This window comes from Micrococcus sp. Mcc28, assembly GCF_024519775.1.
Classification (GTDB): domain Bacteria; phylum Actinomycetota; class Actinomycetes; order Actinomycetales; family Micrococcaceae; genus Micrococcus; species Micrococcus luteus.
Map to the genome: position 1 here is coordinate 13789 of NZ_JALJRH010000010.1, position 17183 is coordinate 30971.

16 protein-coding genes and 1 tRNA gene are annotated in these 17183 nt (G+C 73.8%); 6 read left to right on the top strand and 11 right to left on the bottom strand.

Annotated features, from left to right (window positions below):
- Nucleotides 1–22: 22 nt before the first annotated feature.
- Together NR073_RS06735 and NR073_RS06740 are read left to right on the top strand one after the other, a co-directional pair.
- Nucleotides 23–1114, top strand: a complete 1092-nt coding sequence (locus NR073_RS06735; RefSeq protein WP_061867209.1) for a hypothetical protein — start codon at nt 23–25, stop codon at nt 1112–1114.
- Between the two features lie 33 nt (nt 1115–1147).
- On the top strand, nt 1148–1696 hold the full coding sequence (locus tag NR073_RS06740; protein ID WP_002858225.1) for an NYN domain-containing protein: 549 nt from the start codon (nt 1148–1150) through the stop codon (nt 1694–1696).
- Between the two features lie 22 nt (nt 1697–1718).
- Here NR073_RS06740 and NR073_RS06745 read toward each other — a convergent pair whose 3' ends face one another.
- Complete coding sequence (locus tag NR073_RS06745; RefSeq protein WP_036316534.1) at nt 1719–2567, bottom strand: HAD family hydrolase; 849 nt, start codon at nt 2565–2567, stop codon at nt 1719–1721.
- Between the two features lie 73 nt (nt 2568–2640).
- Here NR073_RS06745 and NR073_RS06750 point away from each other — a divergent pair, with 73 nt between their 5' ends.
- Nucleotides 2641–3717: a malate dehydrogenase gene (locus NR073_RS06750; RefSeq protein WP_256748686.1), complete on the top strand. Its 1077-nt coding sequence runs from the start codon at nt 2641–2643 to the stop codon at nt 3715–3717.
- Nucleotides 3718–3820: 103 nt separating this feature from the next.
- Here the strand turns inward: NR073_RS06750 and NR073_RS06755 are convergent, their stop codons facing one another.
- Nucleotides 3821–4741 carry a carbohydrate kinase gene (locus NR073_RS06755; RefSeq protein WP_036335284.1) on the bottom strand — a complete coding sequence of 307 codons (921 nt, stop codon included), beginning with the start codon at nt 4739–4741 and terminating at the stop codon, nt 3821–3823.
- A gap of 126 nt (nt 4742–4867) precedes the next feature.
- On the opposite strand from NR073_RS06755, the gene NR073_RS06760 reads away from it, so the two are divergent.
- Nucleotides 4868–6205, top strand: a complete 1338-nt coding sequence (locus tag NR073_RS06760; protein ID WP_002858219.1) for a uracil-xanthine permease family protein — start codon at nt 4868–4870, stop codon at nt 6203–6205.
- A gap of 157 nt (nt 6206–6362) precedes the next feature.
- On the opposite strand, the gene NR073_RS06765 is transcribed toward NR073_RS06760, so the two are convergent.
- The 5 genes from NR073_RS06765 to NR073_RS06785 all read right to left on the bottom strand — a co-directional run bounded on the left by NR073_RS06765 (nt 6363) and on the right by NR073_RS06785 (nt 11692).
- Nucleotides 6363–7754, bottom strand: a complete 1392-nt coding sequence (locus NR073_RS06765) for an aspartate aminotransferase family protein (protein ID WP_002858218.1) — start codon at nt 7752–7754, stop codon at nt 6363–6365.
- A 52-nt stretch (nt 7755–7806) separates the two neighbouring features.
- A complete protein-coding gene (locus NR073_RS06770; RefSeq protein ID WP_002858217.1) occupies nt 7807–8712 on the bottom strand; it encodes a hypothetical protein in 906 nt (301 codons plus the stop codon).
- A gap of 86 nt (nt 8713–8798) precedes the next feature.
- Nucleotides 8799–9524, bottom strand: a complete 726-nt coding sequence (locus NR073_RS06775) for a dienelactone hydrolase family protein (RefSeq protein ID WP_002858216.1) — start codon at nt 9522–9524, stop codon at nt 8799–8801.
- 72 nt (nt 9525–9596) lie between these two features.
- Nucleotides 9597–10148, bottom strand: coding sequence for a YceI family protein (locus NR073_RS06780; RefSeq protein ID WP_060774527.1), 552 nt, complete (start codon nt 10146–10148; stop codon nt 9597–9599).
- Between the two features lie 263 nt (nt 10149–10411).
- Nucleotides 10412–11692, bottom strand: a complete 1281-nt coding sequence (locus NR073_RS06785) for a Glu/Leu/Phe/Val dehydrogenase (RefSeq protein WP_256748687.1) — start codon at nt 11690–11692, stop codon at nt 10412–10414.
- A gap of 344 nt (nt 11693–12036) precedes the next feature.
- Here NR073_RS06785 and NR073_RS06790 point away from each other — a divergent pair, with 344 nt between their 5' ends.
- Nucleotides 12037–13002 (top strand): CoA ester lyase, encoded by a 966-nt coding sequence (locus NR073_RS06790; protein WP_044659844.1) that lies wholly within the window; start codon nt 12037–12039, stop codon nt 13000–13002.
- Between the two features lie 110 nt (nt 13003–13112).
- Here the strand turns inward: NR073_RS06790 and tctA are convergent, their stop codons facing one another.
- From tctA to NR073_RS06805, 3 genes are read right to left on the bottom strand one after another with little or no spacing between them, the layout of a single operon-like run.
- A complete protein-coding gene (tctA, locus tag NR073_RS06795) occupies nt 13113–14618 on the bottom strand; it encodes a tripartite tricarboxylate transporter permease TctA (protein WP_044659843.1) in 1506 nt (501 codons plus the stop codon).
- A 1-nt stretch (nt 14619) separates the two neighbouring features.
- Nucleotides 14620–15180: a tripartite tricarboxylate transporter TctB family protein gene (locus NR073_RS06800; protein WP_044659842.1), complete on the bottom strand. Its 561-nt coding sequence runs from the start codon at nt 15178–15180 to the stop codon at nt 14620–14622.
- A complete protein-coding gene (locus NR073_RS06805; protein ID WP_020624448.1) occupies nt 15177–16184 on the bottom strand; it encodes a tripartite tricarboxylate transporter substrate binding protein in 1008 nt (335 codons plus the stop codon). Before NR073_RS06805 ends, NR073_RS06800 begins: the two co-directional genes overlap by 4 nt.
- Before the next feature lie 176 nt (nt 16185–16360).
- Between NR073_RS06805 and NR073_RS06810 the strand changes: the two genes are divergently transcribed.
- Nucleotides 16361–16711 carry a universal stress protein gene (locus tag NR073_RS06810; protein WP_043278910.1) on the top strand — a complete coding sequence of 117 codons (351 nt, stop codon included), beginning with the start codon at nt 16361–16363 and terminating at the stop codon, nt 16709–16711.
- Between the two features lie 174 nt (nt 16712–16885).
- Here NR073_RS06810 and NR073_RS06815 read toward each other — a convergent pair.
- Nucleotides 16886–16969: transfer RNA gene (locus NR073_RS06815), tRNA-Leu, on the bottom strand.
- Between the last annotated feature and the right edge of the window lie 214 nt (nt 16970–17183).

A 17183-nucleotide genomic window follows, 5' to 3' on the forward strand; every position in this document is an offset into this window, starting at 1 on the left:
GTCCCCCACCTCGGAGGTCGCCGTGCCCGCCCCCTCCTCCCACGCTCCCGCCGCCACCCACACCGCCCGGGGCCGCCTGGTCTGGGTGGACGTCGCGCGCGGCCTGGCCCTGGTCGCGATGATGGTCGCCCACACGGCGCCCGCCGGCGGCCCGGGTGGGGTGCTCCACCTCTCCGAGCACCTCACCGCGCCCCTGTTCGCGGCGCTCGTGGGCGTGGGCGCGCGCCTCGAGGCGGAGTGGCTGGGCCGTGGCCGGGCCGTGCCCCGCGCGCTTGTGCGGGCGGCCGCCCTGTGCGGGGCGGCGTGGCTGACCGGGCTCTTCGGGGCGGCCGTCGTGAACGTGCTGGCGCACCTGGCTGTGCTCACGGTGCTCATGGCACTGCTGGCCGCCCTCCCCCTCGCCGCGCACCTCGTGCTCGCCGTCCTGGCCGGCGGAGGCGGCCTCCTGCTCGCCGCCACACCGACGGCCGACGTCGTCGACCGGCTCGTCCCCGCCGCGCAGGCGCTCGGGCTGAGCCGCGCGACGCTGACCCCGTGGGTCTCCGCGTTCCTCACGGACGGCCCGTACCGCCTCCCCCTGTTCCTCGCGTGGGCGCTGCTGGGGGCGGTGCTGGTCGCCACCGTCCACGGCACGACGACGGCGGCCCCGGCCCGGAGCGCACGGCTCACGGGACTCGCCTGGGCGGCCGGGGGGATCGCGCTGGCCGGCGTCGTGCTCGCCCTGTCCCGGACACGGACCGGCGCCGCCCCCGTGCCCTACACGGCGACCCCGGCGGAGGCCCTGCTGGACACGGGCCTCGTGCTGATCGTGCTCGGCGGGTGCGCGGCCCTGGCGCCGCGGTGGGCCGGGCTGCTGGCCGTGCCCGGCGCGATGACGCTGTCCGTGTACGTGGCGCACCTGTGGTACCTCGGCTGGGTGCGGGGGCTCGGACCCGGGCCGTGGCGCAGCGCCACGGGCACGGACGACACGTGGTTCAACCTGGCCGTGCTGGTGGCCGGCGCGCTGCTGCTGCCGCTGCTGTGGCGGGCCGTCGTGCGTATCGGCCCGTTCCGCGCGGGGCCGCTGGAGGGCGTCGTCCGCCTGCTGACGGCCCCGTTCGACCGCGCGCGCTGACCGACGTCCACCCCAGCGGGTAGCCTCGAGAGCGTGAGCGAGCGAACCACCTACCTGCTGATCGACGGCGAGAACATCGACGCCACCCTCGGCACGTCCATCCTGCAGCGGCGCCCCCAGCCCGACGAGCGGCCACGCTGGAAGCGCCTGCTCGGCTACCTCGAGGACCGCTGGGACCAGCCGGTCAAGGGCCTGTTCTTCCTCGCCATCGACGGTGAGATCCCCATCCCGTTCGTCCAGGCGCTCACCGCCCTCGGCTTCCAGCCGATCATGCTGCGGGGCGAGGGCAAGGTCGTGGACATCGGCATCCAGCGCACCGCGGAGGCGCTGCTGGGCCGGGAGGACGACGTCGTCCTCGTCAGCCACGACGCCGACTTCGCCCCCCAGCTCACCGACCTCGCGGCCACGCCGGGCCGACGCACCGGGATCATGGGCTTCGAGGAGTTCCTCTCCCACGAGCTGCGCCGCATCCCCGGGGTCGAGTTCTTCGACCTGGAGCACGCGGTGGGCGCGTTCGACTCGTCCCTGCCGCGCCTGCGCGTGATCGACGTCGAGGCGTTCGACCCGTACGAGTTCCTCTGACCCGCCGGGGGTGGCCCGCGGCTCAGTCCGTGGGCAGCTCCAGCAGGCGTTCGACGGTGGCGGCCACCCCGTCGTCGTCGCACGCCCCGACCACGCCGTCCGCCGCGGCCAGCAGCGACGGATGGCCCGAGGCCACGGCCAGGCCGAGACCAGCCCACTGGAGCATCTCCAGGTCGTTGGGCATGTCCCCGAACGCGACGACGTCGACCGGCGCGACCCCCCGGCTCGCGGCGAACTCGGCGAGGGTCGCGGCCTTGTGCACGCCCGGGGCGGACATCTCCACGAGCGCGATGCCGGGCGCGGAGTGCGTGGCACTCACGAGCTCGTCCAGCTCGGCGCGGGCCGCGGCGAGGAAGGCGTCCGGGGCCAGGGTGTCCGAGCGGGCCAGCAGCTTCACCACGCCCAGCCGACCCGGCAGCGCGGCCTCGAGCGTGGCCGCCGCGTGGACCTCGGCCCGGAACTCGGCGCGCTCGGAGAACGCGTGCTCCCAGAAGAAGCCCTCGAGGGTCTCGGCGCCGAAGGACACGGTGCGGTCCAGGGCGCGCAGCCGGTCCGTGGCTGTCCACACGGCCTCGACGGGCATGGGGTGGGCGATCAGGACGTCGTCCGTGGCGGTGTCCACGAGGACGGCGCCGTTGGAGCAGATCACCGGGCCGACGGGGCCGAGCTGCGCGCTCAGCGGGCCGAGCCAGCGGAGGGGACGGCCGGTCACGAACACCACCTCGACGCCGGCGTCGTGGGCGTCCCGCAGCGCCGCGATGGTGCGCGGGCTCAGGCGCCCCGACCGCGTGTGCCGGTACCCGATGATGGTGCCGTCCAGGTCCGTCGCGATCATCCGCGGACGGCGCGAGGGCAGGGGCAGGGCGGGCATGCGCTCAGTCTAGGCCGGGGCCGTGCGGCGGGCCGGGGTGTCCTCCGCGGGCGAGCGGGGGCACGATGGGGGCGTGGACACCGCACAGCAGACCACCGCACAGGACACCGCCCCGGACCCCGCGTCGACGACGCCCCGCACGGTCACCGTCACCGGCGCCGCCGGCAACATCGGCTACGCGCTGCTCTTCCGCATCGCCGCCGGCGGGATGCTCGGCCCGGACACCCCGGTCCGGCTGCGCCTGCTCGAGATCCCGGCCGCCCTGGGCGCCGCGGAGGGCACCGCCATGGAGCTCGCCGACGCGGCCTTCCCGCTGCTGGCCGACGTGGAGGTCACGGACGACCCGGCCCGCGCCTTCGACGGGGTCCAGCACGCGCTGCTCGTCGGCGCGCGGCCGCGCACGAAGGGCATGGAGCGCGGCGACCTGCTCGAGGCGAACGGCGGGATCTTCGGGCCTCAGGGCCGGGCGATCAACGACCACGCGGCGCAGGACGTGCGGGTCGTCGTCGTCGGGAACCCGGCCAACACCAACGCGCTGATCGCCGCCGCGCACGCCCCGGACGTGCCGGCCGAGCGCTTCACGGCGCTGACCCGGCTGGACCACAACCGGGCCGTGGCGCAGCTGGCGGCGCGGGCCGGCGTCGCGGTGACGGACGTGGCCGGCGTGACGATCTGGGGCAACCACTCCGCGACCCAGTTCCCGGACCTCACCCATGCCCGCGTGCGGGTGGACGGGACGTGGCAGCCGGCGCTCGAGGTGGTGGACCCGGTGTGGGCGGGCGAGGAGTTCGTGCCGCGCGTGGCGAAGCGGGGCGCGGAGATCATCGAGGTGCGCGGGGCGAGCTCGGCGGCGTCGGCGGCGTCCGCGGCGATCGATCACCTGCGCGACTGGACCCTCGGCACCGGTGTGGACGCGGACGGTGCGCCGCGCCGGACGTCGGCCGCGGTGGTCTCGGACGGCTCCTACGGGGTGCCGGAGGGGCTGATCAGCTCGTTCCCCGTGACCTCCGACGGCGGCACCGCGTGGCGGATCGTGCCGGGGCTGGAGCCGGACGAGTCCGTGCTGCCGGGTGAGGGCGGGCGGCTGGCCGCGACCGTCGCCGAGCTGGAGGCCGAGCGCGACGCCGTGCGAGGGCTGGGCCTGCTCTGAGGCGGCCGGGATCTTCTGCGTCTCCGACCCTTCTGGGAGCGTCCCCGCCCGCCGGAAGGGTCAGATGCGCAACAGATTCGTGCGGGGACGGGCGAGCGTGGGATCAGTCCGCCAACTCGGCCCGCGTGGGCGGGTCCGCGCCCGGGCGGGAGGCCGTGATCGCCGACGCGCGGGAGGCGTAGATCAGCACCGACTCGACGTCGGCCGGGTCCATCGCGTGCAGGCGGCCGCGGTTCGCGGCGCCCAGCAGGGAGCGGTCGTCGAGGGCGGCGAGCAGGGCGGCGGTGAACGAGTCACCGGCGCCCACGGTGTCCGCGACGTCCACGGGCACGATCGGGCGCTCCACCACGCCGTGCGCGGTGACGGCCACGATGTCCTCGGCGCCGCGGGTCATCACCACGAACGCCGGGCCCATCTGCTGCCACGCCTGCAGCGACTCGCGCAGCGGGCGGTCCGGGTACAGCCACGCGATGTCCTCGTCCGAGGCGTGCACCACGTCCGCCAGCCGCACGGACTCCTCCGCGCGGGCGCGGGCGAACGCCCGGTCCGGCACGATCGTGGGCCGCACGTTGGGGTCGTAGCTGATGGTCGTGACCGCGGAGATCCGCTCGAGCAGGGCCATCACCTCGGCGTCGCCGGGGGCGAGCATGGTGGCGATGGAACCGGCATGCATGTGGTGCAGGGGGCCGCCGGCGGCGTCGTCGAAGTCCCGGGCGAGCGCGGCGGCGGGCGGCAGCGTCCAGTCCAGCTCGAACTCATAGCTGGCGGCACCCGTGGGGTCCAGGCGGGCGGTGGCCACGGAGGTGGCTGCGGCATCCGGCCCGAGCAGGCAGCGCACGCCGTTCTCCCGCAGGTGCGAGGCGATCATGTCCCCGTGCGCATCGCGGCCGAGGCGGCCGGCGAACAGGACGGGCCGCTCCAGCCGGCTCAGGCCCACGGCCACGTTCAGGGGGCTGCCACCGACGTGCACGCGGGGGGTCGCGGTGTCCGAGACCACGACGTCGACGAGCGCCTCTCCGATCACACCACAGTACTGAGCCACGCGCCCCACGGTACCCTAATCACCGGCGCGGAACCGGGGCTGTGCGCAGGCTTCCAGGCCCCCGAGAAACGCCCGACACCCCCATCCCCGACCCCTCGGCAGGCGGCCATGTCCCCCACCCCCACCCGGCCCTCACGCGGCCCCGGCTGGCGCCTCCACGGCGACGGCCGCACCATCACCCCGGGCACCGTCGTCGCCCCGGACGAGCGGCTGAGCTGGCCGCGGACCGTGGGCATCGGCGTGCAGCACGTGATGGCCATGTTCGGCGCCACCGTGCTCGTGCCCGCCCTGACCGGCATGCCCGCGACGACGGCGCTGCTCTTCTCCGGCCTCGGCACCCTGCTCTTCCTGGTCATCACGGGCAACCGCCTGCCCTCGTACCTGGGCAGCTCGTTCGCGTTCATCGCACCGCTGACGGCCGCCGCCACGATCGGCGGCACGGGGGCCGCGCTCGGCGGCATCCTCGTGACGGGCCTGCTGCTCACGGTGATCGGCGCGATCGTGCACCGCGCCGGCACCGGCTGGATCCACGCGCTCATGCCGCCGGCGGTGATGGGCACGATCGTGGCCCTGATCGGCCTCAACCTCGCCGGCGCCACGACGACGGCCATGCAGGAGGTGCCCGTCACCACGTTCGGCACGGCCCTGGCGGTGGTGCTCACGGCGGTGGCGTTCCGGGGACTCCTGGGCCGCCTGTCCATCCTCGTGGGCATCGTGGTGGGCTACCTGCTGGCCCTCGCGCAGGGCCAGGTGGACTTCGCCGCCGTCGGGGAGGCCGCCTGGATCGGGCTGCCGCCCTTCCACGGCCCGGAGCTGCGCTGGGACCTGCTGCCCCTGTTCCTGCCCGTGGTGCTCGTGCTGGTCGCGGAGAACATCGGCCATGTCAGGACCGTCGGGCTGATGACCAAGCGCGACCTGGACCCGCTCACCGGCCGTGCCCTCATCGCGGACGGCCTGTCCACCATGCTCTCCGGCGCGGGCGGCGGCGTCGGCACCACCACGTATGCGGAGAACATCGGCGTGATGGCCAGCTCGCGCGTCTACTCGACCGCGGCGTATTGGGTGGCCGGCCTCACCGCGATCGCCCTCGCGTTCCTGCCGAAGTTCGGGGCCGCCGTCGCCACCATCCCGGCCGGGGTGGCCGGCGGCGCGGGCATCATCCTCTACGGGATGATCGGCATGATGGGCGTGCGCATCTGGGTGCAGAACCGCGTGGACTTCTCCAACACCGTGAACCTCATGACGGCGGGTGCGGGCCTGATCATCGCGATCGCCGACCCCCAGCTCGTGGTGGGCGGGCTCGTCTTCGGCGGCATCACGCTCGGCACGGTCGCCGCCCTGGTGGTGTACCACCTCATGACGGCGATCGCCCGCGCCCGCGGCACCGAGCCGGTGCCCGAGGACGAGGAGCAGTTCGAGGCCTCGGAGGCCGGGCGACTCGGCTGACCCCCGACCCCGACCCGCCGCGCCCTTTCGGTCGTGAGATAGGGCCAATCTCACGACCGAAAGCGCTGAGAACCCCCATTTCACGTTCGAAAGCGCTGGGCTGGGCTGGGCTGCGCGGGGCGGGGGCGGGGCGAGGCGGGGCTGGGGGCAGTGCCCGTCAGCCGGCCGCGACCTCCTCGTCGGCGAGGGTGAGGACCTGGTCGAGCACGTCGAGGCCGAAGCGCAGGTCCTCGTCCGAGATGTTCAGCGGCGGGCACAGGTGGAACCGGTTCTCGGCCATGAACAGCAGCAGCCCCCGGTCCTTGGCCTCGGCCATCATCCGCCCCATCACGGGCGCGACCTGACCGAGCGGGGCCAGCCGCTCCCGGGTCTGCCGGTCCTTCACCAGCTCGACGGCCCAGAACGCGCCGGCGCCGCGCACATCGCCCACGCTCGGATGGGCCGCGGCGATCTCGGCCAGGCGCGGCCCGATGATCTGACCGCCGATCCGCTTCGCGTGGGCGACCATGCCCTCCTCCTCCATCGCGGTGATCGCGGCGACGGCGGCCGCGCACGCGAGGGGGTGGCCCGAGTAGGTCAGGCCGCCGGGGTAGGGCGTGGTCGCGAAGCTCTCGTAGACGTCGTCGCTCATGGCGACGCCGCCCAGCGGCACGTACCCGGAGTTGACCCCCTTGGCGAACGTGACGATGTCCGGGGTGACGCCCGTGAGCTGATGGCCGAACCACTCGCCCACGCGGCCGAAGCCGACCATGACCTCGTCGATGATCAGCAGGATCCCGTGCTCGCGGCACAGCTCCCCGACGCCGGCCATGTAGCCCGGCGGCGGCAGGAAGATGCCCGCGGTGCCGGGGACGGCCTCGAGGACCACGGCGGCCACGGTGGAGGGGCCCTCGAGCTCGATCACGTCGCGCAGGTGGGCCAGCGCGCGCTCGGCCTCCTGCTCGTCGCTCTCCGAGCCGAAAGCGGAGCGGTACGTGTACGCGGGCTGGAAGTGCACGACGCCGTCGGAGGCCGAGTCCGAGCCCACGCGCCGCAGGGAGCCGGTCAGGTTCGCCGTCAGGCGCGTGGCGCCGTGGTACGAGAGGTACGCGGAGAGCACCTTGTGCCGGCCCGTGTGCAGGCGCGCCATCCGCACCGCGTGCTCGTTGGCCTCCGCGCCCGCGTTCGTGAAGAACACGTGGTTGATGGACTCCGGCAGCCGCTCCGTGATCAGCCGGGCCGCCTCGGACCGGGCGTCGTTGACGTGCTGCGGGGCCACGGTGGCCAGCGTCTCGGCCTGCTCGCGGATCGCGGCCACGATCTTCGGGTGGCGGTGGCCGACGTTCGTGAAGACGAGCTGCCCGCTGAAGTCGACCATGGGCCGACCCTCGCCGTCCCACACCCACGACCCCTCGGCGTCGAGGATGGTCATGGGATTCAGGTCGCGCTGCGCGCTCCACGAGTGGAACACGTGCGCGCGGTCGAGCTCGTGGGCGCGGCGGCCCCGCTCGATGGCCTCGTCGCTGATCCGGGGGTCCCGGCGACCGACGTGCTGCTGATGCTCGGACATGCGCCCTCCTTGAGTGTGATGCGGGTCATTCCGAGCATAGGCAGGCCTGCCCTCAGCGCGAGCTGGCGCCCCTTCGCCCGCGCGCCACCCCCACGAACGCCTGCACGAGCTCCGAGTCGACCGCCTTGAGCCAGGCCAGGGCGACGTCCCAGCCGGGGTGGCGGGCGTCGTCGTCGCCCTGACCCGCGGAATCCGGCCCGTCGACGACGGCGGCGCCCGCCTCCGCCTCGGTCCGCGCCTGCTCGTCCGCGAGCGCGGACCGCGTGGCGGCGGCCTCGCGGTCGGCGCGGGACAGGCCCACGGTGTCGTCGAGGGTGGAGGCCAGCGGCAGCACGATCACGTCCTTGCGGCCGAACATGCGGGCCACGGACATCGGCAGCACGACGTGGCCGGCGCCGGACGCGGCGATCTCCAGGGCCATCCGCTCGCCCGCGCCGGGCAGCTCGGCGGCGTCCATCGGCTCCGCGCTGGGGGCCGGGGCGAAGCGGGCGGGATCCAGCTCCTCGTCCGGGTCGAGCTCGGCGGGCGACACCGGGCCGTCCGCGTCCACGTCCCACGCGGCGAGCAGGTGGTCCCTGCCCACGCACACCACCGGCAGCTCGGAGTACACGCCCACGAGGTGCACGTGCCGCGGGTCGACGCCGCCGGCGCGCAGGAACTCCTCGGCGGGCACGTCGCGGCGGCGCCGCACGTAGCCCAGCTGCGGCAGGAAGTGGCGGGGCTGACCGGCGTCGTCGTGGGCGAGGTGGGCCAGCTGGGCGGCGTCGTCGTGGTTGACGAGCTGCACCGTGCGCTGGCGGGTGGTGAACCGCTCCACCCACGTGGACGGCGTGGCCCCGGGGATGGTGGCCAGGAAGAGGGTCTCAGGCGGGACGGGCAGGTCGGCCGGTGGCGCGGGCGCGGGACGACGCCGGCCCTCACCTCCGGCGCGGCCCGCGGGCTTCACGCCCTTGGCCACGCCGCGCCCGCCGCCGGAGCGGGTGGACCGGGCGGGGCCGCCCCTGCTCGCGCGGGACTTCCCGCCCCGGCCGCCACGGGAGCCGCTCAGCGGACCTTCTCCTTCAGGAAGGAGACCGCGCGGTCCCAGGCGAGGGCCGCGGCCTCGGGCCGGTGGTTGCCCTGGGGGTTCTCGTCGTTGTGGAAGGCGTGCGGGGCGTCGTAGTAGAAGTACTCGACGTCGGCCCCGGACTCCTCGCGGATCTGCTGCTCCTGCCTCCGCGCGTCCTCGACGGGGAAGGAGTCGTCCTGTTCGGCGTAGTGGCCCTGGACGGCGGCGGTGACGCCGGAGAAGTCGCCGGGCACGCCCTGGCCCACGCCGTAGAAGGGCACGGCGGCGGAGACCTTGTCCCCCTGCTGGGCTGCGAGGGCGAGCACGAAGCCGCCGCCCATGCAGAAGCCGATCGCGCCCACGGTCTGCGAGGTCACCTCGTCCCGGGCCAGGAGCCAGTCGACGGCGCCGGCGAGCTGACGGGCGCCCTCCTCGGCGGGCAGGTTCTGCATCATCTCGCCGGCCTCGTCGCCGTCGTGGGCGATCCAGCCGCCGTAGAGGTCGGGGGCGAGCGCGACGAAGCCGAGGTCGGCGAGGCGGTCGCACACATCCTTGATGTGGTCCACCAGGCCCCACCACTCCTGGATCACGATCACGCCGGGACCCTTCCCGGAGGCGGGCAGCGCGAGGTAGCCGTGGCCCGTCCGGTCGCCGTCCTGGCCGGCGTCCTTGGTGGGCAGGTCGAACGTGACGTTCTGGTGCGGGGTCTTCGAAGCCATCATGGGCCCCACCCTACGAGGAGACCGGGCCCCTCATCGAGGGACCCGGTCTCGACGCGCGAGGTCGACTCAGGCTCAGGCCTGGGCGTCGGCCTCGGGCAGCACGAAGGCGGCGCCGATCTCGAGCTTCACCTTGTCCGAGACCAGGACGCCGCCGGCCTCGGTGGCCGCGTTCCAGGTCAGGCCGAAGTCCTTGCGGGAGATCTCGCCGGTGGCCTCGAAGCCCACGCGGGTCGCGCCGAAGGGATCCTTGTCCTGGCCGCCGAACTCGGCCTCGAGCTCCACGGTCTGGGTGACGCCGTGCAGCGTCAGCTCGCCGACCAGGGTGAACTCCTCGGGCTCGCCGCGGACCTCGGTGGAGCGGAAGGTCATGGTGGGGAACTGCTCCACGTCGAAGAAGTCGGCGGAGCGCAGGTGGGCGTCGCGGCCCTCGTTCTTGGTGCTGATGGAGGCGACGTCGACGGTCACGTCGACGGAGGACTGGGTGAACTGCTCGGTGATGACGAGCTGGCCCTCCACGGCGTGGAAGGTGCCGCGCACCTTGGAGATGCCCGCGTGGCGGACGACGAAGTCGACGTCCGAGTGGGCAGCGTCGAGATTCCAGGTTCCGGTGGTGATGGCGTGCATGGGGTGCTCCTTCTGAAGCGGATCTGTCTGGTGTGTCCGGGGTGGGCCGCCGCGGGGGGCGAGGGCTCCGTGGCCTCCGAACTTGTTTCAAATTTAAACATCATCCGGGCGGGTTGTCCATGCCTGGTCGTCAAAATTCGAAAGAGAGACGGACGTCACGGGCCGCGGGGGCCCATCGGGCCGCGCCCACCCACGACGACGGCCCGGAACCTGTGGGGGTTCCGGGCCGTCGGCGCGGGGTCAGGCGGCGGGGCCGCCCCCCGTCACGGGTAGAGGCCGCGAGTGCGGTGGGCCTCGGCCACGCGCTGCACGGCGGTCAGGGTGGCGGCCTCGCGCAGGCTCACGCGGCGGCTCTCGGAGGTGGCCAGCACGGCCTGCCACGCGGCGACCATGCGCTGCTTCAGGCGCTCGTCCACCTCCTCACGGCTCCACCAGTAGGCCTGGTTCGCCTGGACCCACTCGAAGTAGGAGACGATCACGCCGCCGGCGTTGGCCAGGATGTCCGGGACGACCAGGACGCCCTTCTCCGCGAGGATGCGGTCGGCCTCGCCCGTGGTGGGGCCGTTGGCGCCCTCCACCACCAGCCGGGCGCGCACGCGCGGGGCGTTCTCCTCGGTCAGCACGGACTGCACGGCGGCCGGGACCACGAGGTCCACGTCCATCTCGAGCAGCTCGTCCGCGTCCATGGACGCGGTGCCGGGGGTGTCCTTCACGGAGCCGGTGTCCCAGAGCTGCCTCTGCAGGGCGTCGTAGTGCAGGCCCTCGTCGTCGCGCACGGCGCTGTACTGGTCCGACACGGCCACGACCTTCACGCCGGCCGCCTCGAGCAGCTCGACCGTGCCGGCGCCGACCTTGCCGAAGCCCTGGACCGCCGCCGTCGCCCGCGACGGCTCGATGCCGAGGTGCTCGAGCGCGGCGAGCGCCACGTGGACCACGCCCGCCGAGGTGGCGGAGGCGCGGCCCAGCGAGCCGCCGAGCGAGACGGGCTTGCCGGTGACCACGCCGAGCGTGGTGTGGCCGACGTTCACCGAGTAGGTGTCCATCATCCAGGCCATGGTCTGCTCGTCCGTGCCCACGTCCGGGGCGGGGATGTCCACCTCGGGGCCGATGATCGGCTGGATCTCGGAGGTGTAGCGACGGGTCACGCGCTCGAGCTCGGCCTTCGAGTACTGGCGCGGGTCGATGGTCACCCCGCCCTTGGCGCCGCCGTAGGGCACGTCCAGCAGGGCGCACTTCCAGGTCATCCACATGGCCAGCGCGCGGACCTCGTCCAGGTCCACGTCCAGGCTGAAGCGCACCCCGCCCTTGGCCGGGCCGCGGGAGAAGTTGTGCTGCACGCGGTAGCCGCGGAGCACCTCGGTGGAGCCGTCGTCGCGGCGCAGGGGGATGGAGACGGCCATCTCGCGGCGGGGGGCGGCGAGCATCTGGTGCAGGCCCTCGTCGTAGCCGAGCGTCTTCACGGCGGCGGAGAGCTGGGCCAGGGCGTTGTCGAGCGGGGAGGACGGGGCCGTCACGGCCTCGTCCTCGGCGGGGATCCTCGTCATTGAGCGTCCTCGTGGTCCGGTGGGCAGGGATGTGTCGCGGCCCGACCGACGCGCGGAGGGCCGCGCCCCATTGCGCGGCCGACGTCGTCCGGACCCCGATGAACGCTACGCGCTCCCCCCGCACCCGTCACCCCTTCTGAGCCGAGATCCACGCCCACCCGGGTGACGTCGGACACGGTGGCGTGTACTGTGCTGTGGACGCGCCGCACACCCGCGGCGCCCTTCGGCGTCGAACCAACGCCGCTCGCTCAGGGCCCACCTGGTCCGTCCCCCGGCCGTCCGCCGCGCGAGGCACCCCGCCCGCGACCTCGGCCCGACGCCCCAGCCCCGTGAAGGAGCCCCTCATGACCGTGACCCTGCCCGCCGCGATCACCCCCTCCCCCGCGTTCCAGCCCGTGCCCGGCCAGCGCATCGATCCGGAGCTCGCCCGCTCCTGGCTGCTGGTCAACGCCGCCCAGCCCGAACGGTTCCAGCCCGCCGAGGACTCGGCCGCGGACATCGTCATCCTCGACATCGAGGACGCCGTGGCCCCCAAGGACAAGGACCAGGCCCGCGCGGACGCCGTCGCCTGGCTGACCTCCGGGCACACCGGCTGGGTGCGGCTCAACGGCTACGGCTCGCGGTGGTGGGAGCAGGACGTCGAGGCGCTCGCCGCGGCCCTGCCCGCGCACCTGGGCGGGCCGGTCGCCGAGGGCGGCCTGGCCGGCGTCGTGCTGGCGATGGTGGAGTCCACGGACCACGTGAACGAGACCGCCCGACGGCTGCCCGGCGTGCCCGTCGTGGCGCTCGTGGAGACGGCGCGCGGGCTGCAGCGGATCGACTCGATCGCCGCCGCGAAGGGCACGTTCCGGCTGGCCTTCGGGATCGGCGACTTCCGCCGCGACACCGGCCTGGGCGAGTCGCCGATGGCGCTGGCGTACACGCGGTCCCAGTTCACGATCGCGGCGCGGGCCACGGGGCTGCCGGGCGCGATCGACGGGCCGACCGTGGGCTCCACCGGCGTGAAGCTCGCCGAGGCGACGGCGGTGACCGCGGAGTTCGGCATGACCGGCAAGCTGTGCCTCGCGCCGGAGCAGTGCGCGGCCGTGAACGAGGGGCTCAGCCCGTCCCAGGAGGAGCTGGCGTGGGCCCACGAGTTCCTCGCGGACTTCGAGGCCGACGGCGGCGAGATCCGCAACGGCTCCGACCTGCCCCGCAAGGCGCGCGCGGAGAAGATCCTCGGGCTGGCCACCGCGTTCGGGGTGCACTCCACGCGGTACCCGGACCAGGACAACGCGATCACGGCGCCGTCGGACACGTACCACTACTGAGCGGGCCGCCGCCCACCAGAAACGCGGGTTGAGTTGTCACGGGTGCGGAGGCCGCACACCGGTGACAACTCAACCCGCGTTGTCTCGGGGGGCGCGGATCCCGCCTCCGCTCACACGTCCTGACGCGTCCGGCGCACGACGGCGGCCCGCACCGAGAACGCCAGCACGATCGCCAGGATCCCGTAGATCACCCACGTGATGGGGGTGGAGACGAGCACGGCCGGGTCGCCCACCGAGCTGAGCAGGGCGTCGCGCAGGCTGGTCTCCGCCAGCGGGCCGAGCACCATGCCGATCATCAGCGGCGCCAGCGGGTAGCCGTACCGCCTCATCAGGAAGCCCAGCACGCCGATCCCCAGCAGCATCAGCAGGTCGAACACCGCGCCCGTGGTGGCGTAGATGCCCAGCCCGCAGAACAGCGTGATCCCCGCGTAGAGGTAGTGCTTCGGGATGAGCAGGAGCTTGGCCCACAGCTGCGCGAACGGCAGGTTGATCGCCAGCAGCACGATCATCGCGATGAAGAAGCTCGCCAGCAGCGCCCACACGAGGTCCGGGCTGCGGTCGAACAGCAGGGGGCCGGGCTGCAGCCCGTACTGGCGGAACGCCGCCAGCATGATGGCCGCCGTCGCGGAGACGGGCAGGCCGAGCGTGAGCAGCGCGCCCATCGCCATGCCGGTGGTCGAGTTGCCCGCGGCCTCCGGGGCCGCCAGCCCGCGGATCGCGCCGCGGCCGAACTGCGGATGCGCCCGGCGCCGGTCCAGGCGCCGCTCGGCCGAGTACGCCAGGAACGTCGGCACCTCGGAGCCGCCCACCGGCACGATGCCGAACGGCAGGCCGATCGCCGTGCCGCGCAGCCACGCCGGGGCGGCCTCGCGGAACTCGGCGCCCGAGAGCCACGGCCGGCCGGTGCGGCGGATGCGCAGGTCCTCGTGCTCGCGGCGCACCCGGGAGGCCACGTGGAACACCTCGCCGAGCGCGAGGATCGCCACCGTGACGGTCACCAGCGGGATGCCGTCGAACAGCTGCGGCGAGCCCATCGTGAAGCGCTCGGTGCCGGTCACCGCATCGATCCCGACGACGGCGATGCCCAGTCCCAGCACCAGAGAGGCCAGGCCGCGCAGCACCGAGTCGGCGACCACCGAGGAGGTGGCCACGAACGCGAAGAGCGCGAGCGCGAAGTACTCCGCGGGGCCGAATCTCGTGGAGAACTCCGCCAGCACGGGGGCGAGGAACACGACGCACACCGAGGCCACCATGCCGCCGATGAAGGCGCCGAGCGCCGCCGTCGCCAGGGCCTGGGCCGCCCGGCCGTTCTGGGCCATGCGGTGGCCCTCGAACGTGGAGGCGATGGCCGAGGCCTGGCCGGGGGTGTTCATGAGGATGGCCATGGTGGAGTCGCCGAAGAGGCCGCCGAAGTACACGCCGGAGAACATGATGAACGCGGCGGTGGGCTCGAGGGCGAAGGTCATGGGCAGCAGCAGGGCCACGGCCATCGAGGAGCCCAGTCCGGGCATCACGCCGACCGCGGTGCCGAGCAGACAGCCCAGCACCACCCAGAGCAGGTTCATGGGGGTGAGGGCTCCGGCGAAGCCCTCCATGAGGAGTCCGAGGGTCTCCATGTCAGAAGCCACCTCCCAGGATGCCCGAGGGCAGGGTCAGGCCCAGGGCCACCGCGAAGCCGAGGTAGGCCAGCGAGGAGACGAACAGGGCGACGAGGATGTCGAACACGGGGTGCGGGGCACCGAACGCGCGCGTGATGCACCAGAACAGCAGCGCCCCGGCGAGGATCCACCCCAGCCAGGGCAGCAGGACGGCGAACGCGAGGAAGCCGAGGAAGCACCAGGCCAGCGCGCCGAAGTCCGAGTGGAACAGGGTCAGCGGGCCGGCCGCCTGGCCGACCTCGCCGTCCGCGTCGGCCTGACCCTCGGGGGCCTGGCGCACGCGCACGACCTCCACCGCGAGCGCGGCGGCGATCACGAGGCCCGCGACCGAGAGGATCAGCGGGAAGAAGTCCGGGCCGGGGAAGTCGGCGCCGTCGGTGTCCATGGTCAGGGACCCCAGCAGCAGGTAGAGGCTGAACGCGGCCAGCACGGCCGGCATGACGAGTCCGGAGAGCCCGGCGGCGCGTCCCCAGCGGGAGGGGGCGTCGGCGGCGGGGGGGACGGTGGATGCGTGGCTCACTTGATCTCCTCCGTCAGCGTGCCGATGCGCTCCTTCTCGGCGGCGATGAACTCCTCGAGTTCGGTGCCGGAGAGGGGCACGGGGTTCCAGTAGTTGCGCTGCACCGCCTCCTTCCACTCGGGGGTGTCGACCGCCTCGGCGATGAGGGTCTCGAGCTCGGTGCGCTCCTCCGCGGAGACGCCCGGCGGCACGAACAGGGCGCGCCAGTTGGTGAGCGTGACGTCGTAGCCCTGGGAGCGCAGGGTCGGGATCTCCTCGACGCCGGCCAGCGGCTCGGCCGCCACCACGCCGAGGGCGCGCAGTCGGCCGGCCTCGACCTGCGGGTAGATGTCCGCGAAGCCGCCGGCGGAGGCCTGGGCGGTGCCGTTGAGCAGGGCCTGGATGGCCTCGCCGCCGCCGTCGGACGGGATGTAGGTGGTGTCCGCGACCGGCACGCCGGCCGTGCGGGCGATGTCCGCCATGACGAGCTGGTCGAAGGAGCCGCCGCCGGTCCACGCCACGTGGGCGGGGTCGGCGCGCCAGGCGCTCACCAGGTCGTCCATGCTCTGGTACGGCGAGTCCGCCGGGACCACCACGAGGCTGTATTCCTCGACGACGCGGCTGACCGCGGTGACCTGGGAGAGCTCGGGGCCGGTGCCACGGGCCGCGTGGGCGGCGATCTGGCCGGTGCCGCCCACCATGAGGTTGTTCGCGTCCTCGAGCGTGGTCAGCTGGCCGAGGGCGATGTTGCCGCCGGCACCGGGGATGTTGACCACCTGGACGTTGTTCACCAGCCCGTTGACGCGCATGGTCTGCTGCAGCTCGCGCTGGAACGAGTCCCAGCCGCCGCCGGCGGCCGCGGGGGCGATGAGGGTCAGGTTGGTGCGGATGTCGTTCCCTCCCGAGGCCGAGCGGATGGAGAAGGCGGAGGCCGCGAGCACGGTGAGCACCGCGATCACGCTGAAGACGATCCGGCCGATCCCCGTGCGTCGGCGCGGGGGGCCGTCGGGGGAGGTGGAGGACATGGCGGTTCCTAACAGAGACACCCCGCCGCCAGGGAGTGGCGCCGGGGACAGGTGCGAGTGGTGGAGGTCACCGTAACAGCGCGACGAGGCTGCGTGCGCTCCGCGTCCGCAGAGTGACCGACGACAACCGGCCCGGGTGGTGACGGGGACCGCGCCCATGACGCACAGTGGTCCCCATGACGATCATCAGCACCGGAACCAGCACCCCCGAGAGCGCCGCGGCCTGGCGGGCCGCCCTGGCGGAGGCGGCCCTGCGCGGAGAGGACGTGGTCTGGTTCTCCCTCGACGGGACCGAGCCGGACGAGGCGGAGGCACGCGAGGCCGGCGTCGGCGTGTCCGTGGCGCACGCCCAGGAGCGCGGCCGGGACGCCGTCGGCGACCTGCTCGAGCACGCCGAGCGCGTGGGCGCGAGCCGGATCGTGGTGGGCGTGAAGCACCGCTCCCCCGTGGGCAAGCTGCTGCTGGGATCGGCCGCGCAGCAGATCATCCTGGAGGCCCGCGTCCCGGTGGTGTGCGTCAAGCCGTGAGGGCCGACGTCGGGCGGGCGGCCCCGCGCCCGGCCCACCCCGCGGCGTTTGGGGGCGGTTTCGGGCGGTATTCGGCGTGGATACCGCCCGAAACCGCCCCCAACGGGTGAGTGGGACCAGCCCGGGAACGCCGAAGGCCCCGGAACCACACGGTTCCGGGGCCTTCGTCCTCGGTGCGCGAGGGGGGACTTGAACCCCCACGTCCTTGCGAACACTGGCACCTGAAGCCAGCGCGTCTACCAATTCCGCCACTCGCGCGAGCGGCTTCCTGCTCTCGGCTCCGGGCATCCGGCGACCGTCACAGGCAGCGAGGAATACTCTAACCCCCGCCCGCCCGGGCGTGCAAATCGGCCCCGACGCCCACCCCCGCGTCCCCGCCACGCCGGCAGCTCGCCCCTCCGGCACCTCTCCCACCCGCGCTCCACCCCGCAGAATCCCGCTGTTCTCGGCGGTCTCCCAGCCCGGCCCGTAG